We start from the raw sequence: 23486 nt of genomic DNA, 5'->3' as shown, positions 1-23486 counted from the left end.
CAGGAGCTCATCATGACAATTTGTATCGAGGAGTTTGCCAAGAACGGCTACACAACTACCTCCACGGATACCATCACGGCGAGAGCCGGTATTTCCAAAGGCATCCTGTTTCATTATTTCAAAAGCAAAAAGAACCTCTATCTCGCCGTCGTCCAGCATGCGATGGACGTGCTTGTGGAGCAGACGGTTACTTCGGTGGAAGCGATCGGCTCGACCGATTTCTTCGAGCATATCAAGGAGATTGTGCTGGCGAAGCAGCGCGTAACACTGCAATATTTTCATGAGACTGAGCTGGTGCAGCGCGTGATCAGCCATCCTCCGAAGGCGGTGGAAGCTGAAATCGAGATGCTGATCGCCGACTATCAGAAGACATTCACGACCCCGGCGATGCTGAAGAGCATCTATAAGGCCGAGTTACTCGAAGCCGCTCCACTGCGGGAGGGACTTGACGCCGATACGGTTTTCAACCATGTCACCTTCGTCTTAAATGCACTGTCGAACAAATATCTGCAGCTTCATAAGACACACTCCCTCGCTCCCGTCATGATCGAGAAGAAGCTGATCCAAGAAATCGATACGTTTATCGATTTGATTAAATACGGCGTCTATAGGCAGCCTACATAGACAGCATAAACAAGAGGACAGCGCTCATTGAGCGCCGTCCTCTTGTTCTATCTCTATTAGCCTTGGCTTCCGATAAACGCGTAACGTGCGACGATGAGAATCGCAAGCACCCACATGAGCCAGTGCACTTTGTAGCCGCCTTTTTTGCCGGCAAGATTAGCTGTTGTAGCAAGTACCACATACGACACGATACCGAAGGAAATACCGTTCGCGATGTTGTACGTGAAAGGCATCATTGCAATCGTCAGGAACGATGGGATCGCGTAAACCATGTCTTGGAAGTCAATTTCTTTGATCGATTGGACCATCAGTACACCTACGATGATCAGTGCTGCTGCTGTTGCAGAGCCCGGAATCAACGAGATGAGCGGCCACAGGAACAACGCTGCCAAGAAGGCAACACCAGTCGTTACGGCTGTAAGGCCTGTACGTCCGCCTTGCGCGATACCCGCAGAGCTTTCAACGAAAGCCGTTACTGTACTGGTACCCAGCATTGCGCCGCCGCTTACACCAACTGCGTCAACCAGCATCGCTTTACCGACAAGCTTCTTGCCCTTCTCAGGGTCTTTCATATAACCTGCACGGTTCGCTGTACCAACAAGCGTTCCGAATGTATCAAACAATTCAACGAATGTGAAGGTTGCGATGATGGAGATCAAGCCGGTGTCCATAACACCTTTGAAGTCAAAGTCCCAGAAGTTGCCTTTGCTGAAATCAGGGCTCCACGATTGACCTTTCAGGCCTTCCGATACGTTAACGTCGCCAGTTAGAATCGCGATGAGCGTCACGCCAAGAATACCGAACAGAATCGCGCCTGGTACACGAAGCACCATCAGAACCGCAATCAGCAATACGCCGATCAGCGTCAAGTACACGCTGGAGCTCTCCAGGCTGCCCATGTGGAATACGGACTCAAAACCCATTACATCTGTGAATACGCCTTTCGGAATATCCGTAACTGTATTCTCAACACCCACCGTCATGATACCGCTGTTCTTCAAACCGATGATCGTGATGAAAAGACCGATACCCACTGTAATGGAATGCTTCAAGCTGTCAGGAATAGCTACGATTAGCAATTGACGAACTTGCGTAATCGTCAGGATGAAGAACACAATACCGGAAATAAATACAGCTGTCAGTGCCATCGAAGGCGAAATCGGGGTGTCTGTTGCTTTGGAAGCAAGCACTGTTGCCGCGAAGTATGCGTTAAGACCCATACCTGGCGCGAGCGCAACCGGGAAGTTGGCAAACAAGCCCATCGCAATCGTGAAAATACCACCCGCTAACGCTGTTGCCAAAAATACCGAATACCCGTCAAGTCCTGCTGTTCCGAGAATACCCGGATTGACGGCCAAAATGTAAGCCATCGTCATGAAAGTCGTAAGGCCCGCCATAATCTCTGTCCTTACATTTGTTCCGTGTTCCTTCAAACGAAAGAAACTACCCATTTTTCAAAAACCCTCCCCAAAAAATGTTTCAGAACAAACAAGAACCCAGAAAAAAAATGCCGATGTTGTCGGCATTTCTCCCTAGGTTCCACGCAAAACAAGACAAGAAGGCGCGACATGACCCATCAGCGCCTTACTTCTGTCTTGCTTCTCGTAGACAGGTCATTACGGTGACCTCGTAGAGACTCTCAAGCCGATTCTTGAGATTATACGAAAAGATATGCTGTTTCTGTTTGTATTGATCTGTGAACATTTTAGCGAGGAAATCCTGAGCCTGTCAATGGGAAACGTTTGCAAATTAGGAAAATGTCCTTATTAAGTGGAAAATCGCCTATTTGAGAGCATTATCGCAGCTTCTGCTCGTCCACTACGATGTTAATGAAATCGTTTCATCAACTGCTTGATCGCTGCCGACATCTTCTCTTTCTCTTTAGTTCGTTTCTCCGATTCGGCTTTCTCGAGTGCAAGCAGCCCCAAACTATATCCGAGGATGCCAAGTGAAGAGGAAATTTTCGCAAGATCGTCAGCCGTAATTTTCTTATCCTCCGACATTCGCGTAACCCTCCTTCTGTCAGAGATGACCCTTATTAGTCTTCTTTCTCTGTTCTGGCTTTCAGCACTGCAAGCAACCCGACCAGATCCCCGACAACCAGAATGATCGCCGCTACCAAAGCAAGGTCATCAGCAGATAATTCGTTCACATCAATGTTGGTCGTTGTTGCTCTCGCCATTTGGATTACCCCTTGTTTCGTTAACTGATAGTAGCCTATGCGCTGCGGGCATTAGCCGCGTAGGCTCCTGCCTTGGGGGCCAAAATTTTATCCCTCCGTTACATAGAGCTCTTGTCTGAGAAGAATGTTAAGCTTCTCCGGGGGATTGCAATGAGGGTGATTCATAAAAATCTCTTGGGTTCTTCCCTTTACTTGATGCCCTTCTTCAGCGACTCCATCCACTAATGCTTGTATCGAAGATTCGATATGATCATAGCTTCCTGTATGTAATAATTGTGCACAATAGCGCTTAGGGGCCGCCGTCAGGGAAAGATCGAAGTCGAAACGATCAAGCCTATTCTTCAGCTCATGGATGGTGACGTCAAATAAATCGCAGCTGATATAATCCGGAACCCACATCATGGTTGTAAATTCCGTTCCCTCTTCACGATCTGTTTCCCACGCCATTTCGATCGGCATTCTACTGAAATTTTTCCCCAGCTCCCGCACCGTGTGATACTTGACTCGATTGATGAACCGACCTATTGTCCAAACTTCTTTATAATCATACATCCTGTAAATATCCCGATCACCGGATCCCGAAGCAATTAAGTACTGCATCTGGGGGATTTGATAATAATGAATGGCCTTGTCTCGCAAGGAATAGTACGATTTGTTTGATTTTCTGACATCTTCTCTTACCACTTCAGACCTGGGAATCATGGTAGCAGACAACCCCTTTACATTAGTCGTAATCGAAACGTTCCGTTCAACTGTATCACACTAAATTTCTAAATTATACCTATTCTTACAGAAAGGAACATAACTCAGTCTAATGCCGTGTTATAAAAAAAACTCCCTTTTATATGCTGGATTACGCAAATAAAAGAGAGTATTTGTACGATTTCGACCGTGTTCTTTGGCTCAATTACTTACCTTGAAGCGTATTCGTTATTTGTGCCTTGGACTTTAGTTCTTCCAGCAATGCAGGGGAAAGTTCGTTAACCTGCTGGCTAACGAGCTGTTCCCGGATTTCAGCTTTCTTCTCTTCGAACGAAGCTGCCTTCGCTGCCTTACGGTCTGTTACTTTGATGATATGGTAACCATACTCCGACTGTACCGGCCCGCCCAGCTCGCCAACCTTAAGCGAGAACGCCGCTTCCTCGAACTCAGGGACCATTGCCCCCCTGCTGAAGAAACCAAGATCCCCGCCAGCGCTTCCACTGCCTGTGTCAGTTGATTTCTCTTTCGCCAGCTTCGCAAAATCCGCGCCTGCTTTCAGCTGCTTCATAATTTCGTCAGCTTCCGCTTTCGTTGCGACCAGAATATGCGATGCTTTCACTTCCTCAGGCTGATCAAACTCAGCCTTATTGGCCTCAAAATATTGTTTCACTTGTTCGTCCGTCACATTCACGCGTTTCTCTACGAGCTTGCGAATGCGAAGCTGCATCGGCGTTTGCTTCTTCAAATCTTCCAGCGTCATGCCCGCTTGCTGCAGCGCCGTTTGAAAATCCGATTCAGACGGGAAGCGCTTCTTGATATTCGCGATTTCCGCATCCACATCTTTATCACTGATTACGATACCTTGTTTCTTCGCCTCTTGAATGAATAGCTCTTCTTGAATCAGGTTGTCCAATGTTTGCTTACCGCCAACTGCAGCCATCGTCTCGTAAAGTTTGTTCTTGGTAATGGCTACGCCATTAACGGAGCCGACCATCGCATTACCGCCATCGCCTAATGGAGACTTATCGGGCTTGCCGGCAATAATGACTGAATTCGTTGAGGCGTTGTAGTTGACAGTTGCACCGAGCATCTCAGCGGCGGAGCGGATAGGGACGTAAGTAACGCCTTTAATGGATACCGGTTCTACAGTTGATTTCTTACCATTTACAATCAAGGTCAGCTTCGTTGCAGCGTACGCTCCTGCACCTGCCGCTAATGTCATACCGACTACGACCAGTGCGATTACGCCAACTTTACTTTTAATCACAAAATAAACCTCCCGATGGAATCATTTATAATGGCTAATAACGAAATTCATACTAGGATTCTATCTCATTACTTTGAATACATAAACCATTTTGATCCAATCTTTAAAATGGTCATAAAAAACTCCCTTCTATTTGCAAAATAACGCAAATAGAAGGGAGTTTTGGTAGCTAAGCTGAATCTATTCCCACTCGATTGTTGCTGGCGGCTTCGAAGTAACGTCGTAAACGATACGGTTTACGTTGTCGACTTCGTTGACGATACGAACCGAGATTTTCTCCAGAACGTCCCACGGAATACGAGCCCAGTCTGCAGTCATACCGTCGATGGAAGTAACTGCACGGATACCAACCGTGTACGAATACGTACGAGCATCACCCATAACGCCAACGCTCTTCATGTTCGGCAATGCTGTGAAGTACTGCCAAATTTCACGATCCAAGCCGGCTTTGGCAATCTCATCACGCAGAATCGCATCGGATTCGCGGACGATTGTCAGCTTGTCTTCCGTTACTTCGCCAAGCACGCGGATTGCAAGACCCGGACCTGGGAACGGCTGACGCCATACGATCGCTTCAGGCAGACCGCATTCTTCGCCGACTTTACGAACCTCATCCTTGAACAACGTCTTAAGCGGTTCAACGAGCTTAAATTTAATATCTTCCGGCAAACCGCCGACATTATGGTGCGATTTGATGGTTTGTGCTGTAGCTGTACCGCTCTCAACGATATCAGTATACAGCGTGCCTTGTGCCAAGAATTCGAAATCGTCGAATTTCGCAGATTCCTCTTGGAACACGTAAATGAACTCGTTGCCGATGATTTTACGCTTCTGCTCCGGATCGTCGACGCCTTTCAGCTTGCCCATGAAGCGCTCTTTGGCATCGATTTTGACAACCTTCATATCGAATTTGCCTACGAACGTTTCCATAACGCCTTCTGCTTCGTCTTTACGCAGCAAGCCGTGGTCGATGAACATGCAAGTCAGCTGGTCGCCGATTGCTTTGTGCAGCAGAATCGCTACAACAGAGGAATCTACGCCGCCGGACAATGCGCAAAGCACTTTGCCGCTGCCTACTTGTGCACGGATATCGCGGATTGTGTCGTCAATAAACGTGCTCATGCTCCAGTTGCCTTCGCAGCCGCACACGTTATAAAGGAAGTTGCGAATCATTTCGTTCCCTTGTACGGAGTGACGTACTTCCGGGTGGAACTGAACCGCGAATACTTTGCGCTCCGGATGGCTCATCGCCGCGATCGGCGCATGGTCCGTGCTCGCATCTACGCGGAAGCCTGTCGGCAATTCCACAACATGGTCGCCGTGGCTCATCCACACCGTTTGGCTGTTGTCTAGATCTTTCACAAGCTCGCTGCCCGCGATGAATTCCACGTCAGCTTTACCGTATTCGCGCTTGCCTGCACGCTCAACTTTACCGTCGAGCTGGTGCGCGATGAGCTGCATGCCGTAGCAAATACCGAAGATCGGCAAACCCAGATCATAAATCGCAGGATCTACAAGCGGCGATTTCTCTTCATACACACTTGCGGGTCCTCCCGAGAACACGATGCCTTTCGGCTGCAGCTCGCGGATCCGTTCCACCGAAGTATTGTATGGCAGCAATTCGCTGTATACACCCAAATCCCGGATACGTCTTGCAATTAACTGGTTGTACTGTCCGCCGAAATCGAGGACGACGATCATTTCATTTGGCTTGTCCACTTTTTTAAAGCCTCCCTCAAATCATTGTGTCAATTATATATAGGCGCTAAGTGACAGTCAAGGCGAATGGGGGCAATGCGATGTGGATATGGTGAACAGCTGGGCCGTCACGCGGGTGGCGCGTATCTTCCGCTCACTTGCCGCGTTTCCAGCGGCCTGGCGAATCCCGATGCAATAGATACAATCCCCCTGCCAGGGCGGAAGGGCTGTGTTCTAACGGATGCCACAGCGCTTATTTGGTCTTATTTTGCTTTTTATTTTCTCTAACGGTTACCAGAGACCTTATTTGTGCTTTTACGGGCGGAAATCATGCCTTAATCGCGAAATAGCTACTCTGGCAACCGTTACAATTATGGGACACCGAAAAATGGGGGAATAAGCGCTCTGGTAACCGTTAGACTTCGGGGAGCGACTTTCTCGGGTAGCCAGTGGATCTCTGGGTGAGCTTCTTTCTACAATATGGTGCGTTTCTCGTCAATGTAGATCTCAAGGTGAGCTACTTGAGCAGCCGCCAATAGAAAAAGCCGAGCCACCTCAATAGGCAGCTCGACTCTCTTCACATATTACATCTACTCTTGCTCGGTTGTTGCTGCAACTGTTGTTGTAGCCGCGATCGATTGATTCGTTTTATTTTTGGCCAACTTCAGGTAGCCGTATACGTTCTGGAACTCGCTGTCGTTCACGAAACGAAGTCGAACAGAGCCTGCCGCCTCGTTAATGTACTCACGCAGTGCGGAAGCGCCGCCGCCGAGCACGTAAAAGCACTGAATGTCAGGGTTCTTCTTCCAACGCTTCAGAATCAGATCAAGCACTTTATTCGCTGCACGGTTAAAGTAATTGTCCACGATTGGACGAATATCCGCCTGACCTTCACCGATCCGCTGGATGATGTAGTCACGGTTCTTGATACGCTGGATCAGCTTCGTGCGGCTCGGGAAGCGGTGGCCGAACTGATCTTCGACGTCACGGATGATATTGTCCAAATAAGTCGCAAGGCCGAATTGCTCGCCCGTGCTGAACTGGTTGTCGATGCTCATCCGTTTAATAACCGGGAAATCCGTCGTAAGCGCGCCCATTTCGCAAATTCCGATGCAGCCATAGTACAACTCTTCATTCTTCACGGTCAGGTTATCGTGTGTGGCCATATGGAACAGCGCTGCTGCGCCTTCGATGGAAACAACCGCACGTTTGATAATGACGCGAATGGAGCGACCGCGCAGCTTCGGCGTGGAGAGGAATGTCACTTCATGCTCGCCTACAAGGCGTTCCTCAAATGTTTTGTGAAAACCTGCATATGTACGTACCGGCAAACCCGTTCCCACGATATACTCTACCGCTTGCGTCGTTTGTCCTTCTACCGGCTCATAAGTTTGACTCGTCAGCCCTGCATAAGCAAGTGCTGTCAACGCCACGATCAACGCTTGATCGCTCGTTGCTTTGTTATCCGTCTCCTCGAGCTCCGAAATATCTTGATCTTCCATCGCCAGCAGGCCTACGAAGTAGCGCTGGTTGTTCTTCTTTAATTTAGGGCTGTATACACGCACGTCTAGTGCTTTGAGCGGTGAATCCTCATCTTGAAAAATATGACGCTCATAGCCCGGGGAGAGGATGCTCGGGACTACAATCGGCTCCGAAGCTCCATCAATCACCAGTTTCACACTATCGTTTCCTACGTCAATGCCTGCAATTTTAATCACAAGAGTGCCTCCGTTCATTGTCTTAGCCTAATTCCGCTGTTAAGGTGATTCAATTCGCTATATGCCGACAAAATCCTTTTTTATTATTCTTTTTTCGCAACGTCTAAGTTTTCGGGATCAATCTGCCGAAATAGTTCGGTGTATATGTTTTTTTGCTAGGTCTATATCCTTATGAAAACATAAGTTCGAAGCAAAAAACTTCTAGGAGGTAAGCATGAAACTTTTTCCACGCAACGCGCATTTCACCTTTCTTGTCTTACCAGACGGCAGCAAGCCAGCGCTGCGGTTTCGGATTTCCACCGCCTTGTTACTGGTGATTCCCATCCTTGTTTCCTTGCTGATTGTTATAGCATCAACGCTATACCTACTTCATGAACGTAACAGTCGTCAACTGGAACTGCTTCAACTACAGCTCGCATCGGAATCCGAGGCCCATCAAGATCAACTCACGGACAAAGATGCGCTCATCAACAAGCTGCAAACCGATCTGGTTCAACTGGCCCAGCAAGCCGATGCCGTAACCGCCCGAATGGAAGAGCTGAACAAATTGGAATCCGATATGAAATCGCTCGTTGGCCTTTCTCCTGCCAAATCGGCTAAAGAAACAGACGGTGATGGCGTCGGGGGCGAGCAGTTGGACGCAACCGATGAGGATATCCAAGAGCTCGTAGTTCAGACCCAATCATTCTTTACTTCTATCGGCGGCGAAATCAGTGATTTGAAGAACAGGCTGACGTCCACCACGAAAGAGGTACAAAAAAAGAAACAAGTCCTTCGACTCACGCCTACCTATTGGCCCACAGAATCGGAGCGCATTACTTCGTTGTTCGGGGTCCGAATCGACCCTTTCACGAACCATCCCGGGGTACACAAAGGCATGGATATTGCCGGCAAAACAGGCGACTCGGTATTCGCAGCAGCAGATGGTTTTGTACAAGAAACCGGCTATATGACGGAACGCGGGAATTACATTGTCGTCTCTCACATGAACGGCATTGCTACAAAATATATGCATTTGAACAAGGTACTCGCGCAAGAAGGTGACCGCGTAGAGCAAGGGGATCTAATCGGTTTACTCGGTTCAACGGGCCGCAGCACGGGACCGCATCTTCATTTTGAAGTGATGAAGTATGGGGTGTCCGTCGATCCAAAACCATATTTAAAAATGGGGATAAAGGGGATACCAACTGATGTTCAATTGGAAAAAAGACAAGATTAGCTCCAAGCTGACCGATACGTTCATCGGGGAAGGTACGATTGTTGAAGGCACGATCCGATCTGCGGGCGGTGTCCGCTTGGAAGGACAGCTGCGTGGAGATATATCCTGCGATGGCGATGTCGTCGTGGGAGAAAGCGGTTTTGCCGTATCGAATATTACGGCACGCAATGTCATTCTAGCAGGACAAGTCACCGGCAATGTCCATATCACAGGCAAATTGACCATCTCCTCCACAGGCAAGCTATATGGTGATATGACTGCTGCTACGTTGACCATCGAGGACGGCGGTCTGTTCCAGGGGAAAAGCACAATGGATCAGGACGAGCCTGCAGTCAACCCTGCAGATCGCAGAACCGGAATTGAACGGCGCAGCGGGAACAGCGACGGCTATATAGGTGTAGAGCGACGCAGTGGATACGACCGCAGAGATATGGTGGTCGGCGCTGACGGGGCAGTTGTGTGGGCCGCTCCGAAAAAAATCAGCTACCGTGCTATTGAGAAGCCAAGTGCAGCAGATGAGGCAGTCGGAGACGAAGGCATCGCGCCTGAAAATAAAGACCATGCTGCCGCAAGCAACGAGCATTCGAAACGCGATCCGCTCCGGGAAAGCGGAAAAGCATTCATCTCCAGTATTAGTGGGGGTGGTAAAACATCAGCTACACCCAGTGATGATGTGTTGCTGGCAGATCAGGATGCGGGTAAAGACGAAGATGCGTTCATCCAAGTGAGCACCAGAATGAGTGAAGGTGTTAACGAGGCGGAGCGCGCTGCTTTGAGCGGGATGATTTTGCCGGATGCGGTTGCCATAGATAGCAAGCTTGCCGCTGCTCAGAGCCAAAGTGAAGTCGCCGCTGGATCGGAGCTTGTAGGAGAGCACTCGGAACTAGTGGATGAGGACTTGGATGGCGGTAAGGAGAGCTTCGTGGTGGAAGCAAGCGCGGAGAGCTTCGGGGCCGGTGAGGCCAGTGTGAAGAGCTTCGAGATGGATGAAGCGACTACGGAGAGCTTCGAGATAGGAGCGAATGCGGAGAGCCTTGAGACCGATGAGGCGAGTGTCGACTTGAGCAATAGCGCGAGCGTCGAAGTGAACGGGGTCACCACTGAGGTTGGTGCAGATGAGGTAGTAACTCCAGTGGAAGCTATGGATGAAGGAGATCGTTTCGTCCAGCCAAGCATTGTATCTGACTCTCTGGCCGACGAGAAAGCAGCTGCTCCCGCTGCAACCAGCGACGTAACGACCATGAATGCGAATAACGGATCGAAACCTTTGAAGTCCACTGTCAACGTTTATAGTTATGGCTTCGAGGAACATGCGAATGGCAGTACTTCGACTAACGAACAGAATCAATCGGAACGAGAGAACTTCCAAAATAAGTCTAGCCAACGTAATGCTGCGGAAGCTGCAGCTCTGCTCAAAAACTGGTAAGCAGGCGCATAATCTGTGCAATGCACCCGGGTGTATATAAAGAAAACTAAATGTTGCTCAATCTGCAATATTTCAAGGGTATACAGCCTCAGGTTGGATGAATGTTGCACTGTTTGCAACATTTTCGGCACATAAAGCCGATTGGCCGTTTTATCTTCTGTATATGTTGCATATTGAGCAACAAATTATGGTTTGAAGCATCGGCAACGGTGATTTGTTGTTCTTTCTGCAACATTTTATCGGAGGAAATCACAATGCAGGCTGCCCCCGCCTCGTGAAGGGGTCAAACGAAAGGCTGTTTCAAAAGTCGCAATTCGCGGACATTTTGAAACAGCCTTTGCTGTATCTTTAAGTTTGGCGCGATTGTAAGCCCGCGACAAGTATGGTCATCTGCTGAAGCGTTGGCTGATTGTGCCAATGCGCATCATAGCGCGCCGCTTCATCCCAGCGCACAAATTCAGCGACCAGCTTCGCGGTTTCCGGCGGGAGGCTCGGCAGCGCCTCCGCCGCGAATTCGCGCGTGGTGCGGTGCAGCGGTTTCGCACCGCACCTGTTGTACAGCTCGCGCCAGCAGGCATCCGCGAGCTGGAGGAAGTGCCCGCGGGCCGCGGTGTGCCGGCCCGCCTGCAAGGCGCTGCCATAGCGGCGCAGCGCGGCTGCGAACGCGAAGCGTTCGCTCTTGCGCCACCGCGCAGCCGCCAAGGCGAGCCCGGCGGCGCCGGTGGCGCTCGCGGCTAGCGCGGCCATGGCCCACGGCTTCGCCGCCATGGCGCCTTGCGCCGCTTGCGCGAGGGCATGCGCCCCGCGCTGCGCGGCACCGGCGGCATGCTGCGCCGCCGCCTGCAGCTGCGCTGCCAAGCGCCCCGCCAGCGCGCGGGCGTGGCTTGCGGCTTCGCCGCTAGCTGCAGCCCCCGCTGCGCCTGCGGCCACTCCCGGCTGCGCCCCATTGCCTGCCGCAGCAGGCGTCAATGAGGCTTCGCCGGCGGCACCGCTGCCCGGTGCCGCAAACCCCGGCGTCGGCTCAAACGGCAGCCAGCCGACACCCGGGAAAAACACCTCCACCCAAGCGTGCGCATCACTGGCACGCAAGGTGTACAGCCCCGCTCCGCCGCCGGCAGCAGTTTCGACAGCCTCGCCCGGAGCAAACCCCTTCACATAACGCGCGGGAATCCCTTGCGTCCGCAGCATAACCGTCATCGCCGATGCAAAATGAACACAATACCCTTGCTGCTGGCGGAACAGAAAATCATCCACAAAGTCGGTTCCCTCAGCCGGCACCGACGACTGCAGCGAGTACGCATATCGGCTGCGCAAATACGATGCGATAGCCTCCACCTGATCGTAGCGACTCGCCGGATTCCCGGCATCCGCAACAATCTGCGAAGCCAGCTCGCCAACTCGCGCAGGCAATTCCTTAGGGAGCTGCGTATACGCATCCTCAAGCGCTACCGTCTCAACAAAAGCGCGTGACCCTGCTGTCTCCGTCCCTTTTCCAGCTTCTCCTGTGTTCCCGCTTCCCGCATTACCCGCACTCGCTTTCCCAGTAGCCTCGTTCCCCGCACTGCTCGAACTCGCCCCTGTCCCTGCCCGGTACTCCGAAATACCTTTCCCCGCTCCGCCAACCACTGGCTCTACACTCGCAGAAAGCTTCCTCAGCTCATCCAGTGCCAGCTCCGGCAGCTCCGCAGCTACCGTATAACTAACCACACGATCGTTCTCGTCAATCGGATAGAGTGCTCCTGTCGCCGCATCGCGCCGATAGCCGGCCGTTTCACCGTCCAGCATCCGAATAGCGGTGATTTTCGCCTCCGCGCCGCCTGCAAGCAGCGGCCATCCTGCTGTCGGATGAACAGCCGTTATCGTTTGCACCAGCAGACGTGCGTCTTCCTCGGCTTCGTAAGTCGATACATTCAGCGTGAGCCAATCATGAACATTTTGCACCCAGCCTTTGCCGGTGTAGTCGGATTTGCTTTCGCCGCGCAAGTAAGTAGCTTCCTTCGAAGCAACGGTGAATAAGACCGAATGATCCTGCGATAATGCTCCACCTAACACCTGGTCATCAGCCCCATAACCGGTTGTTCCTGAATCGCCAAAACCCGCTGCAGCCATCGCTTCCTCTGCGGCGGTAACGGTATCTCGGTGCCCCGCCCCTCCATCGCCCTGACGCTCTAGCAGCCGCTGCTGTCCCCACTCTACAGCTTCCGCAGCCCATGGTGCCGGTTCGTTCGGCGTTTGCCTCGCTAAGCTCCATACGGCACCAATGCCAACTGCCAAAATGAGAACCACCAGCCAAGCCGAGCCGTTCCACCAAGGAAGCGACCAGCCCGCAATATGGTTTTTGCCATCCTCTTGTGCTCGGTTTTGGCCATCCTCTTGTGCTCGGTTTTTGCCATTCTCTCGTGCTCGAACAAACAGATTCATCCCGATTAAACGCTCCATCCGCGGCACCGTAAGGAGCGCACCGAGCAGCAGCCCTTCCGCCAGCGCGCGCATCAGATTCGGAAACACCTGCAAACCCAGAAACCCATAAAGCATGAGCAAATACACAGCCGTCAGCGCGGCAAGCCCCAGCCCCCACTGCCTAAGCCATACTAAGGACTGCAGCGCCAGCGCCATCATCCCAAGTCCGCTGACAAGCAGCACCGTTCGCATTTCTCCGCTCAGCATCACTTTTCCGTGAAGCAGTTGGCCCAGATCATGCGTGAACGCGTGCAGCAACCCCACTAACGCATCCTGTCCTGAAGCATATTGCCCCTGAAAAAGAACAAGGACCGTCCCGATCGTAATCACGCTATTGAGCACAATCGATAACCACGTCGGGGGCACAAACAGACCGACAACGAGAAACAGACCGACCGTCGCCAGCAGCGGCTCAACCTGATATAACTCCGTATATTCCTTCAGCTGTGCAAGCGGGAGCAGCCATTCTACGATCAGCCCGAACAGCAGCAAAGTCGTTACAAGTCGGCGCGACCCCAATTGAAAAAAATCCAGCCCCGTCCGCTCCCTCTGCCGGTTAGACAACTGTGCACCGCTCCCACCACTGTTAGCTGCTTGCTGTGCTGACATCCATGACGCCCCCTTCCCTGTTCGTGGCCAAACTCAATTCCGCCATGACCGGCACTTGTTTCCGGTAGGACAGCGGTACAGGCAGCGCCTTCACGCTGCAGTCCGTGCCTTGAAGACGCGTACGCCAGTTCACTTCTGCCGGAGCCGCCTCGGTCTCTGCAAAAGAAAGCAGCAGCACCAGCTTCACGCCCCGCACTGCCGCGAGTTTAGCGCCGTAGAAGACATTTTCCGAGGCGCTCGATTCCCTTGCTACAGCACCGGCACCTTTCGTACCCGCGGTCAAACAAATCAGCGCCGAGCCGCGCGGCATCTCCGCAACAACATCAGAGAGACACTGGGACATCGGCTTCCGAGTCGAAGTCTCCCACTGCAACCGGGCAAGCTTCTCCTCCGCAGCCAGCAGCACACTTCTCTCCCCGGCACGCACGATAAGCTCCACTTCCTCCGTGGTCAGCAAAACAACGCTTTTGCCTTCCCTTACCGCTTGCCTCATCACAAGCACCGCACGCCCAACATGGGCATCGAATAACCTCATGTCACCGCCGTATGCGGATTTTGACGTATCCAGCAGCACAATGAGCTGACCTGCCTCTTCCGCATTGCTAATCCGCGTCTGCATCCCAAGCCCTCTAGCCATCGCCCGCCAATCGACTCGCCTTGGCGAATCGCCGGGGATATAGCTTCGCACATCAGGGCCCGCTCCGCCTCGGCTTGCACGCGCAGCTGCCGTAATCATCTGTCCGCCAAGCGACGCAATTGGCTGACGCTCACTGCTCTTCGCACTAGGCCGAAATCCCGGCAAGTCTGCAAAAGCTTCCCCAGCCGGCGCCATCGCATGAACAAGCAGTCTACCCGGACACGCCACTTCGAATTTACGAACCGTCACACCAAGCATATCCCCAGCCGATACTTGCAGCGGACTGTAGTTAAACTCACCACGCCGCAGTCCGCGAACCGAGTAACGAATGTGGAATACGCGCTTAAATCCAGGCAGAAAAGCATATTGCACCACCAGTCCCTTCCCGGACTGCGCGGCAGCCGGAACGATTGCTTCGCTTATTCCCAGCCACATGAAGGGCACAGGTCTGCTAAGCCGAAGCGTTAGCATCACCTGCATGTCCCCGCCGTCGACCAGCCCCTCCGCTTCCTCAATCGACCGCTCAACCGTTATCTTCCCAACCGCCATATACGGCAAAATAAGGCAGCAAAACGCCACCGCCGCCGTAACCGTAGCAAGCAGCCACTCCACTGCGCCCCCTCGCGCATGCAGCGCCGCCATACTGGCGCCAAGCAGCAGAATCAACACTGCGCGAGCCACGAAGCGACTGCGCAGTTTCACCCCTTCACCCATCTCTCCAGGCCCTGTAAATCCCTGCCCTGCTTGCTTCGCCCGTTTCATCGCCTTCGCCCGCCATCACCGGATGGGATCGGAATCGGCTGGGCAGACATAATGGCCGCAAGCACTGCGGCGGCGGTTTTCCCGCGCATAAGCGCTTCGTCGCGTACAAGAAGTCGATGCGCAAGCACATGCTCAGCCGTTTGCTTCAAGTCATCCGGCACGACAAAACGCCGTCCCGCAATATAGGCCGTTGCCTGAGCCGCACGTACCCAGTCCAGTGTCGCTCGCGGACTAGCCCCGAGCAGCAGCTCCTGCGAGGTTCTGGTCGCACTGACAATATGAACCGAATAGGCCATCAGCGCGGGATGAACATGCACGGACAGCGCATCCCGCTGCATGCGCAGCCATTCCTCCGGTATGATGACGGGACGCAGCGATTCCGGATGCAGACGCTGCGATGTCTTCCCCTCCAGCATCGCAATCTCATCCTCCGCTGCCGGGTAACCGATTGACAGCCGCATCATAAACCGGTCAAGCTGCGCTTCAGGCAGCGGATACGTACCGTCGTCGCGCAGCGGGTTTTGCGTTGCGAGCAGCATGAACGGCTGCGGCAGCAGTCTCGTCTCGCCATCCGCCGATACGCTCCGTTCTTCCATCGCTTCGAGCAGGGCAGACTGCGTACGCGGAGGCGTCCGGTTGATCTCGTCCGCAAGCACGACGTTCGCCATAAGCGGCCCCTGCCGGAATACGAGCTCGCCTCGTTTGCCATCCCAAATCATCCCGCCGACCACATCGGCAGGCTGCATATCGGAAGTAAACTGGATGCGCCTGAACTCGCCTCCCATGACACGAGCAATGGCTCGCACGAGAAGCGTTTTGCCGACTCCAGGTACATCCTCCAGCAGCACATGCCCGCCTGCAAGCAGTGCGCTGAACACCTGGGTGACAACCTCTCGTTTGCCTAGCAGTACACTATTCACTCTAGTCATCATGAGCTGCAGCGATTGCTGCGCCGCCTCCGGCCAAGCATCCTGATGAACCTTATCCTCCGGCTCAGCCACCCTGCTGCCGTACGGCTGCTCCGACATTTGCTTTGGTATCATTTGAGCTTCATCTCCTACTCTTTCAACCTATGAATTCCTCTAGTTGATAGTTTCGCCAGACTACGCTCTCTTTACACCCTCCTCCCATCCACGTTTCTATTTACAAGGAACAGGGCAGGCTGTAGGATGATTTTTACATACGTGACTCATTCGTTAGACGAAGTGATGGAGGGTTTGCCATGGATCCCATTATGATTGATTTTCCGAACGAATTTACGACGGAACGGCTGCTCATTCGCATGCCATTGCCGGGAGACGGCAAGGCAGTTCTTGAGGCTGTGAATGCCTCGATTAACGAGCTGAAACCATGGATGAAATGGGCACAAGAAGAACATTCGGAGTATGAAGCCGAACGAGGGATCCGCGAGGCTCATGTAAAGTTTTTGCAGCGGGAGAATCTTCGCCTGCATGTTTTCCTCAAAGATTGCGGCACCTTCGTCGCATCATCGAGCTTGCATGGCTTGGATTGGGATGTGCGCAAATTCGAAATCGGGTATTGGATCGATAGCCGGTACAGCGGGCAAGGATACATGATTGAAGCTGTCGATGGGATCTGTAACTTCGCCTTCGCGCAGCTGCAAGCCCGGCGATTGGAAATTCGCTGCGATACGCTCAATACCAGGAGCATGCTCATTCCGCAGCGCCTTGGCTTTGAGCTGGAAGGGATTATCCGGAACGAGGACCTTTCCGCTGATGGGAGCGAGTGGCGGGATACGTGTATTTTCGCGAAAATTAAATAAGTCAGTCACAATTCGACCAGGCAGTCCGCGAAAAGCTAACGAATCATGGAGGTCTTATTCAGCTGGATTTCTCCCCTCCGAGATTCTAACGAATCGCAGGAGCCTTATTATGGGAAAACCGGCTCTAGATCACCCCTAAATCGTCAATTAAGGCTTCCACGATTCGTTAGAAACTTATGAGAGCTATTTTGAGGCAAATAAGCCCTTTACGATTCGTTAGAGCTGTCCGCGAATATCTATACGACTCGTACGGTTCGTTAGATCCGATTAGCGGTTAATTGCGAGCAATTTTGGGATCATCATCAGGCCAGCATTTCGACATACACAAAAAGGGGTTGTCCCAGAAAGCCAACTTGGCTAATCCGGACAACCCCTTTCTCTGTTGCAGGCTACAACGCCTGCGCGGCCTCGAGCACCTCTTGCACATGCCCCTTCACTCGCAGATTGCGCCATTCGCGTACCAGCTTGCCTTTCTCATCGATGAGGAAGGTCGAGCGTACAAGTCCCATATACTCTCTGCCGTACAGCTTCTTCATCTGCCACACGCCGTACAGCTCACACACGCGGTGCTCCGGATCAGCAAGCAGCTCGTACGGCAGCTCATATTTCTCCGCAAAGCGTTGATGCGTATTCACATCGTCAATGCTAATACCGAGAACAACCGTATTGCTATCACCGAATGCCGCATACGAATCCCGATAATCGCAAGACTCCTGCGTGCAAGCCGGCGTCAAATCCTTCGGATAGAAGAACAAGACGACCTTCTTGCCGGCAAATTGACTTAAAGTGACCTCACGTCCGCCCATGCCGGGCAGCGTAAAGTCGGGTGCTTTTTTCCCTAGAAATGCTTTTGCTTTAATCGCTCTTGCCATCGGACTTCTTCTCCCCACTACTTAAGATCCCGCACCCCGGTAGCGCTTCACGCCATGATTCCAGATCGTTAGGCCAATCGCGAACACGACAACCCCCACAACCGGTGTAAGCAGCGCCAGCGACGATAACCCTTCGTGATCCTTCTCTAAGAAATAAGAGGCCGGGATGACGCCGACGAATGCAAAAGGAAGCAGCCACGTCAGCAGGAATCGTATGATTTTGTTATAAATGTTAACCGGATAACGGCCATAGTTTGAAATATTGTACATCAGCGGCAGTATACCCGTTGGTGCATCCGAATAGAATGAGATGGCCGTCAGCGATGTGAACAGCCCTGCGTAGATCATCACGGACCCCATTGTAAAAACGGCAAGCATGAGGATGTCCGTAAACGAGAACGCGAGCCCTAAATCTCCCCAGCCAAGCACCATAATTATAAGGCCGACAAGCGAGCCGAACAAGGACGGCGGATCGAGATTTTCCAGCAATACCTGATACAGATTATAGGCCGGCCGCGTCAGCACGCGGTCCATTTCCCCTTTTACAATATAACGCTCGCTGAAATTCCAGATGTTGAAGACGGCACCGAAGATGCCTGCCGGCACCATGAAATAGCCATAGACGAAAATCACTTCCGCCTCCGACCAGCCCCCAAGTGAGGGAGTATGTTGAAAAACGATCAGGATAAAGATCAAATTGACCCCTTGAAACAACAGATCGGACAAGAGCTCGATCCAGAAGTCCATCCGGTAGGTTAGCTTTGTTTTGGCATAGTTCTTTATATACTCCATTGCAAGCGACCAATAGAACATCTTAATCAACCTCCCTGCACGAACAATCGGGACCGCGCCTGACGCCATACCCATGCGATGGGAATGATTAAGACAACGAACCAGATCAATTGAATTCCTAACACTCGCAGCACGTCATCGCCTACAGTTCGGCCGGTGAAGACAGAGCTTGGCAGATACGTGATTGCTTGGAATGGCAGCCATTTCATCGTGACGGCAAGCCACCCTGGGAAGAAGGAAATCGGCACGATAACGCCTGAGAACAAGTCAACGACAACGCGCTTCATCCGCAGCATGCCCTCGTTATTTTCCACGAAGAAGGCAAACAAACCCACGAGCATATTGATTTGGGTATTGATTAAGAAGCTGAACAGCAGCATCACCACATAGATGCCCCATACGCCGGGATCGGTCGGCAGCTTCACCGGAAAAATCAGACAAACAATCGCAAGTCCCGGCCCCATGAATAGCAGCAAGCGGAACAGTCCTTCGCCGAAGCCCTGCATCAGCTTCACTAACAAATAGTTATATGGCCGAATGAATTGGACGGCCACGCTGCCATCGCGAATTTCATTGGCGATTTCGCGGTCGAGGTTATTGAAGTAGAACGCCCGCGCCATCCAAGAGACCGCCACATAGGTCGTCATCTGGGCCAGTGTAAATCCGGCAAGCAGCTTCTGTTCGCCGTAAATCGCTTCCCACAAGAAATAGTAAGCTCCGATATTGATCGTGTAGATGACAATACCGCTGTAGTAATTGACGCGATACGCCAGCATCATGAGAAACCGAATACGAATGAGATCTAGGTAGGCGCTATTCATGATTCCGGCTCCTTCTCCCTATCCGAGGCAGCAGCAACCGGCACTTTGCTAGCCTCGCTGACGGCTTCTGCCGTTACCGAGCTTTGGCTCAGCTTCTCCGTCGCTTCGGTTGAAGCGGAGCCGGACTGATAGATCTCACGAACGATATCGTCCGTGTTCGTCTCCGTGATCTTAATATCGCGAATATCCGCTCGGCTTCCGACAACACGGGCAAGGGCATCCGACACATTAACTTCATGCGGCAGCCACATCGTTGCTGTCAGTTCATTGTCGATCGTCCAGTGGACGCCTTCTAAGCCTTCCGTCAGCTGCTTCAACACATCCTGCGGCGGCAGCTCGCCAAATTGGAATTGCAGCTCGCGGCCTTTGCTCCATCTGGACTTCAGCTCATCCAAGCTGCCGTCATAAATAATCCGTCCATCGTCAAGCATAATAACGCGTGAGCACAATGCTTCAATATCTTGCAGGTCATGCGTGGTAAGCAGAATTGTGGTGCCATGCTCGCGGTTGATTTTTTTCAAAAACTCCCGAATTTCCGTCTTCACCACAATATCGAGTCCGATTGTCGGCTCATCAAGGAACACAATTGACGGATTGTGCAGCAGCGACGCAACAAGCTCACAGCGCATCCGCTGACCAAGGCTCAGCTTCCTCACAGGACGATTGAGCAGTTCTCCAAGGTGCAGCCGCTCCACCAGTTCATCAAGCCGCGCACGGAATTCCGCTTCAGGTACACGGTACACCTTGCGAAGCAGTTGGAACGACTCAATTACGCCGAGATCCCACCAAAGCTGACTGCGCTGGCCGAAAACAACGCCAATCTCGCGCACGAATTTTTCCCGCTCCTTATAGGGAACGTAGCCGTTTACTTGCAAATGACCTGAGGTCGGCACAAGAATGCCTGTCAGCATCTTGATCGTGGTTGATTTGCCTGCCCCGTTCTCGCCTATGTAGCCGCAAATCTCACCTTGTGGGATTTGAAATGTGATATCTTTGACGGCTGTAATATCATTGTATTCCCGTCTAAACAGATCCTTCAGGGCACCGCCGAGACCTTCACGGTTCTTCTGAACCTGGAACTGTTTGCGCAAATCCCTTACATCTATTGCCAGCATAGGATGCTTAGCTCCTCTCTTCTTCGCCTTCGACATTTCCTGGGAAATATCTGCCTTTTTCGATTCTATCAGATAAAACTTGCTTCTCTACGACAAACCATTTTATAATTTTATGATATGTAATGCTATAGTGAATTTATCAGCATCGGTCATTTACCCCTAAATCATAGTTTTTTTATTAGGTCTCATTACCCCTGCTTCGTGTCGGTTACAGATTCTCCATCCGCACACGGACCTATTACAAGGAGGAACAGAACTTTAATGTCACGCTCCCAGAAAAATAAGAAGAAAAAGCCGTGGAAATGGGCACTGTTTGGCGGACTTGTCGCAATTGCTGCGGTAGTCGGATATTTCGTTTATCAAGGTGTCGGTGTCTATAACGGACTCGACGGCTTCAGCAAGCCAAAGGAAGAATCCCGCTTCGGTCAATTCGAAGAGGTGGCAGAAGAGAAGCCTCCGGAATGGGAAGGTACAGAACGCGTCAACATCCTCATCATGGGCGGCGACAACCGCGGCTTGAAGAAAAGCGAAACGGCTCGTTCCGACTCCATGATGGTCGTTTCGGTTGACCCGGTTTCGAAGAAAGCGCATCTGTTCTCCGTGCTGCGCGATACGTACGTGGACATCGAAGGTCATGAAGATGGCCGGATTAATACGGCACTGGCGCTTGGCGGTCCTAATTTAGCTATGAAGACCATCGGCGGCTTGCTTGGTCTCGATATTCAATATTATGTGTATACGGACTTCGAAGGATTCAAATCCCTCATCGATGCAATTGACGGCATTCAGAACTTCGAAGTTGAGAAGAATATGAATTATGTCGATAATGCGGATGGTAATAGATATGACATTCACTTGAAGAAAGGCATTCAAGATCTTAACGGAGAGACGGCACTTCAATATGTTCGTTTCCGCCACGATGCAATGAGTGACTTCACTCGTACAGAGCGTCAGCGCAAGCTGATGAATGCAGTTGCGGACAAGATGAAGAGCGGCTGGAACCTGCTGAAGATGAAGAAGATTGTGGATAGCATTCAACCCTATGTAGAATCCAATATAGAGGTTTCCGACATGATCAAACTTGGACAGCTCGGTGTTCAAACGCATATTGCTGGCCAAGCGCAAGTACCGCCAATGGAGCTTATCGGCGACAAGAAAGCCGGCGGTGCTTCTGTACTTGCTGTGCGTGATGAAGGCGAACTTCTGCAGTTCGTGCAAGATGAACTGACGAAGGATTCAACCATTACTCCACCGGCCGTTGCAGGCAGCGGCAATGGGGCCGAAGGCAATGGAACGAACTCCGGTTCGAACGCGGACGGTAATACGGCAAACGGAAGCAGATAATGCTCACAGCAACGAGGGTGAATGGACCAAAGCGGTCTGTTCACCCTCTCTTTTGTTGTAATGCCGCAGTTTTCGGGGTTACAATAAGGTATTGCATGTCATTCAGGCAGCAGCGTATAACTTTTAGGAGGTTTCACCATGTCCATTCAAAGACCGCGCTCGGAGGAGCTTTATGCCGAAGCGCTTGAGCATATTGTCGGCGGCGTCAACAGTCCGTCCCGTTCGTTTAAAGCAGTAGGCGGCGGTGCGCCTGTATTTATGAAACGCGCGCAAGGTGCGCATTTCTGGGATGTTGACGGCCATCGCTATATCGATTATTTGTGCGCTTACGGTCCGATTATTACCGGGCATGCACATCCGCATATCACGGAGGCGATCACTACCGCGGCTGCTAACGGCACACTCTACGGAACACCGACAGAGCTAGAGATCACGCTGGCCCGCATGCTGAAGGAAGCGATCCCTTCCATGGATAAAGTGAGATTCGTCAACTCCGGCACCGAAGCCGTTATGACGACCATTCGCGTCGCTCGCGCTTATACGAAACGAAGCAAAATCATTAAATTCGCCGGCTGCTACCATGGCCATTCCGACCTTGTGCTTGTTGCGGCAGGCTCCGGTCCTTCTACACTCGGTATTCCCGACAGCGCAGGCGTGCCAACGAGCATTGCCAGCGAAGTAATCACGGTGCCTTTCAATGACCTTGACGGCCTCCGCGTAGCACTGGACACTTTCGGCAATGAGGTTGCAGCCGTCATGGTTGAGCCGATCGTCGGCAACTTCGGTATGGTAATGCCTAAGCCGGGATTCCTTGAAGGGTTATGCAAAATGACCCGTGATGCCGGAGCCCTTGTCATCTATGATGAAGTCATCAGTGCATTCCGCTTCCACTACGGCAGCTCGCAAACCTACAGCGCATTCCCGGATCATGCCGCAATTGAGCCTGACCTGACAGCGCTTGGCAAAATCATCGGCGGCGGCCTGCCAATCGGCGCCTACGGCGGCCGCAAGCATGTAATGGAGCAGGTCGCGCCGCTTGGACCTGCTTACCAAGCGGGTACGATGGCCGGTAATCCGGCGTCCATCTCCGCTGGGATTGCCTGCTTGGAAGTGCTGCAGCAGCCCGGCGCATATGAGCGCATGGATGCGCAGGCCGCAGAGCTTGCCGCTGCGCTGCAGCAATCGGCGGACAAGCATGGCATCGCGCTTACGATCAACCGCATTCGCGGCTCGTTCTCCGCTCATTTCTGCGATCATCCCGTTACTAATTACGATGAAGCGCAGGATACGGACGGCGAGAAGTTCGCTGAGTTCTTCCGCCTCATGCTGGATCAAGGCATCTGCCTTGCACCATCCAAGTATGAAGCGTGGTTCCTAACCACTGCTCATACGCAAGAGGATATCGCAGCGACGATTGCCGCTGCTGACAAAGCTTTTGCCGCGATGGCGCGATAA

20 protein-coding genes and 1 riboswitch are annotated in these 23486 nt (G+C 52.1%); of the genes, 6 read left to right on the top strand and 14 right to left on the bottom strand.

The window, feature by feature from the left end; translation table 11 throughout:
- The first annotated feature begins 12 nt into the window (after positions 1-12).
- Positions 13-624 carry a TetR/AcrR family transcriptional regulator gene (locus AC506A_RS26000; protein ID WP_495463904.1) on the top strand — a complete coding sequence of 204 codons (612 nt, stop codon included), beginning with the start codon at positions 13-15 and terminating at the stop codon, positions 622-624.
- A gap of 56 nt (positions 625-680) precedes the next feature.
- Here the strand turns inward: AC506A_RS26000 and AC506A_RS25995 are convergent, their stop codons facing one another.
- The 7 genes from AC506A_RS25995 to AC506A_RS25965 form a co-directional block, all read right to left on the bottom strand.
- The gene (locus AC506A_RS25995) at positions 681-2075 is read right to left on the bottom strand and encodes an NCS2 family permease (protein WP_495463903.1); all 1395 of its coding nucleotides are present in this window, start codon (positions 2073-2075) and stop codon (positions 681-683) included.
- A 134-nt stretch (positions 2076-2209) separates the two neighbouring features.
- Positions 2210-2309, bottom strand: a riboswitch (purine riboswitch).
- A gap of 141 nt (positions 2310-2450) precedes the next feature.
- Positions 2451-2627 carry a hypothetical protein gene (locus AC506A_RS25990; RefSeq protein WP_495463902.1) on the bottom strand — a complete coding sequence of 59 codons (177 nt, stop codon included), beginning with the start codon at positions 2625-2627 and terminating at the stop codon, positions 2451-2453.
- Between the two features lie 35 nt (positions 2628-2662).
- Complete coding sequence (locus tag AC506A_RS25985; RefSeq protein WP_495463901.1) at positions 2663-2806, bottom strand: hypothetical protein; 144 nt, start codon at positions 2804-2806, stop codon at positions 2663-2665.
- A gap of 87 nt (positions 2807-2893) precedes the next feature.
- Positions 2894-3508 (bottom strand): hypothetical protein, encoded by a 615-nt coding sequence (locus tag AC506A_RS25980; RefSeq protein ID WP_495463900.1) that lies wholly within the window; start codon positions 3506-3508, stop codon positions 2894-2896.
- A 205-nt stretch (positions 3509-3713) separates the two neighbouring features.
- Complete coding sequence (locus AC506A_RS25975) at positions 3714-4775, bottom strand: peptidylprolyl isomerase (protein ID WP_495463899.1); 1062 nt, start codon at positions 4773-4775, stop codon at positions 3714-3716.
- A gap of 180 nt (positions 4776-4955) precedes the next feature.
- A complete protein-coding gene (guaA, locus tag AC506A_RS25970; RefSeq protein ID WP_495463898.1) occupies positions 4956-6494 on the bottom strand; it encodes a glutamine-hydrolyzing GMP synthase in 1539 nt (512 codons plus the stop codon).
- 569 nt (positions 6495-7063) lie between these two features.
- Positions 7064-8191 (bottom strand): ParM/StbA family protein, encoded by a 1128-nt coding sequence (locus AC506A_RS25965; RefSeq protein WP_495463897.1) that lies wholly within the window; start codon positions 8189-8191, stop codon positions 7064-7066.
- 214 nt (positions 8192-8405) lie between these two features.
- Between AC506A_RS25965 and AC506A_RS25960 the strand changes: the two genes are divergently transcribed.
- On the top strand, positions 8406-9410 hold the full coding sequence (locus tag AC506A_RS25960) for a M23 family metallopeptidase (RefSeq protein WP_495463896.1): 1005 nt from the start codon (positions 8406-8408) through the stop codon (positions 9408-9410).
- Complete coding sequence (locus AC506A_RS25955; RefSeq protein ID WP_495463895.1) at positions 9382-10836, top strand: bactofilin family protein; 1455 nt, start codon at positions 9382-9384, stop codon at positions 10834-10836. Before AC506A_RS25960 ends, AC506A_RS25955 begins: the two co-directional genes overlap by 29 nt.
- A 348-nt stretch (positions 10837-11184) precedes the next feature.
- Here AC506A_RS25955 and AC506A_RS25950 read toward each other — a convergent pair whose 3' ends face one another.
- From AC506A_RS25950 to AC506A_RS25940, 3 genes are read right to left on the bottom strand one after another with little or no spacing between them, the layout of a single operon-like run.
- Positions 11185-13905 (bottom strand): transglutaminase-like domain-containing protein, encoded by a 2721-nt coding sequence (locus tag AC506A_RS25950; protein ID WP_495463894.1) that lies wholly within the window; start codon positions 13903-13905, stop codon positions 11185-11187.
- A complete protein-coding gene (locus AC506A_RS25945; protein ID WP_495463893.1) occupies positions 13883-15304 on the bottom strand; it encodes a DUF58 domain-containing protein in 1422 nt (473 codons plus the stop codon). The genes AC506A_RS25950 and AC506A_RS25945 overlap by 23 nt, the downstream gene beginning before the upstream one ends.
- Positions 15301-16347: an AAA family ATPase gene (locus AC506A_RS25940; RefSeq protein WP_495463892.1), complete on the bottom strand. Its 1047-nt coding sequence runs from the start codon at positions 16345-16347 to the stop codon at positions 15301-15303. Before AC506A_RS25940 ends, AC506A_RS25945 begins: the two co-directional genes overlap by 4 nt.
- A gap of 179 nt (positions 16348-16526) precedes the next feature.
- On the opposite strand from AC506A_RS25940, the gene AC506A_RS25935 reads away from it, so the two are divergent.
- Entirely contained in the window at positions 16527-17087 is a 561-nt protein-coding gene (locus AC506A_RS25935; protein WP_495463891.1) for a GNAT family N-acetyltransferase, read from the top strand.
- Positions 17088-17476: 389 nt separating this feature from the next.
- Here the strand turns inward: AC506A_RS25935 and bcp are convergent, their stop codons facing one another.
- From bcp to AC506A_RS25915, 4 genes are read right to left on the bottom strand one after another with little or no spacing between them, the layout of a single operon-like run.
- Positions 17477-17959 carry a thioredoxin-dependent thiol peroxidase gene (gene bcp, locus AC506A_RS25930; protein ID WP_495463890.1) on the bottom strand — a complete coding sequence of 161 codons (483 nt, stop codon included), beginning with the start codon at positions 17957-17959 and terminating at the stop codon, positions 17477-17479.
- Between the two features lie 21 nt (positions 17960-17980).
- On the bottom strand, positions 17981-18772 hold the full coding sequence (locus AC506A_RS25925) for an ABC transporter permease (protein WP_495463889.1): 792 nt from the start codon (positions 18770-18772) through the stop codon (positions 17981-17983).
- 5 nt (positions 18773-18777) lie between these two features.
- Positions 18778-19572 carry an ABC transporter permease gene (locus tag AC506A_RS25920; protein WP_495463888.1) on the bottom strand — a complete coding sequence of 265 codons (795 nt, stop codon included), beginning with the start codon at positions 19570-19572 and terminating at the stop codon, positions 18778-18780.
- Positions 19569-20687 carry an ABC transporter ATP-binding protein gene (locus tag AC506A_RS25915; protein WP_495463887.1) on the bottom strand — a complete coding sequence of 373 codons (1119 nt, stop codon included), beginning with the start codon at positions 20685-20687 and terminating at the stop codon, positions 19569-19571. The genes AC506A_RS25920 and AC506A_RS25915 overlap by 4 nt, the downstream gene beginning before the upstream one ends.
- A 261-nt stretch (positions 20688-20948) precedes the next feature.
- Between AC506A_RS25915 and AC506A_RS25910 the strand changes: the two genes are divergently transcribed.
- Both AC506A_RS25910 and AC506A_RS25905 read left to right on the top strand, forming a co-directional pair.
- On the top strand, positions 20949-22031 hold the full coding sequence (locus AC506A_RS25910; RefSeq protein ID WP_495463886.1) for an LCP family protein: 1083 nt from the start codon (positions 20949-20951) through the stop codon (positions 22029-22031).
- A 138-nt stretch (positions 22032-22169) separates the two neighbouring features.
- A complete protein-coding gene (locus tag AC506A_RS25905; protein WP_495463885.1) occupies positions 22170-23486 on the top strand; it encodes a glutamate-1-semialdehyde 2,1-aminomutase in 1317 nt (438 codons plus the stop codon).

This window comes from Paenibacillus sp. N22P23 (assembly GCF_059383735.1).
The sequence above is the reverse complement of the archived record's forward strand: the minus strand, read 5'-3'. Positions and strand labels throughout refer to the sequence as shown.

Coding starts and splice junctions, on each gene's coding strand:
- AC506A_RS26000 (WP_495463904.1), top strand. CDS start 13: ATGACAATTTGTATCGAGGAGTTTGCCAAGAACGGCTACACAACTACC.
- AC506A_RS25995 (WP_495463903.1), bottom strand. CDS start 2,075: ATGGGTAGTTTCTTTCGTTTGAAGGAACACGGAACAAATGTAAGGACA.
- AC506A_RS25990 (WP_495463902.1), bottom strand. CDS start 2,627: ATGTCGGAGGATAAGAAAATTACGGCTGACGATCTTGCGAAAATTTCC.
- AC506A_RS25985 (WP_495463901.1), bottom strand. CDS start 2,806: ATGGCGAGAGCAACAACGACCAACATTGATGTGAACGAATTATCTGCT.
- AC506A_RS25980 (WP_495463900.1), bottom strand. CDS start 3,508: ATGATTCCCAGGTCTGAAGTGGTAAGAGAAGATGTCAGAAAATCAAAC.
- AC506A_RS25960 (WP_495463896.1), top strand. CDS start 8,406: ATGAAACTTTTTCCACGCAACGCGCATTTCACCTTTCTTGTCTTACCA.
- AC506A_RS25955 (WP_495463895.1), top strand. CDS start 9,382: ATGTTCAATTGGAAAAAAGACAAGATTAGCTCCAAGCTGACCGATACG.
- AC506A_RS25950 (WP_495463894.1), bottom strand. CDS start 13,905: ATGTCAGCACAGCAAGCAGCTAACAGTGGTGGGAGCGGTGCACAGTTG.
- AC506A_RS25945 (WP_495463893.1), bottom strand. CDS start 15,304: ATGAAACGGGCGAAGCAAGCAGGGCAGGGATTTACAGGGCCTGGAGAG.
- AC506A_RS25940 (WP_495463892.1), bottom strand. CDS start 16,347: ATGATACCAAAGCAAATGTCGGAGCAGCCGTACGGCAGCAGGGTGGCT.
- AC506A_RS25935 (WP_495463891.1), top strand. CDS start 16,527: ATGGATCCCATTATGATTGATTTTCCGAACGAATTTACGACGGAACGG.
- bcp (WP_495463890.1), bottom strand. CDS start 17,959: ATGGCAAGAGCGATTAAAGCAAAAGCATTTCTAGGGAAAAAAGCACCC.
- AC506A_RS25925 (WP_495463889.1), bottom strand. CDS start 18,772: ATGTTCTATTGGTCGCTTGCAATGGAGTATATAAAGAACTATGCCAAA.
- AC506A_RS25920 (WP_495463888.1), bottom strand. CDS start 19,572: ATGAATAGCGCCTACCTAGATCTCATTCGTATTCGGTTTCTCATGATG.
- AC506A_RS25915 (WP_495463887.1), bottom strand. CDS start 20,687: ATGCTGGCAATAGATGTAAGGGATTTGCGCAAACAGTTCCAGGTTCAG.
- AC506A_RS25910 (WP_495463886.1), top strand. CDS start 20,949: ATGTCACGCTCCCAGAAAAATAAGAAGAAAAAGCCGTGGAAATGGGCA.
- AC506A_RS25905 (WP_495463885.1), top strand. CDS start 22,170: ATGTCCATTCAAAGACCGCGCTCGGAGGAGCTTTATGCCGAAGCGCTT.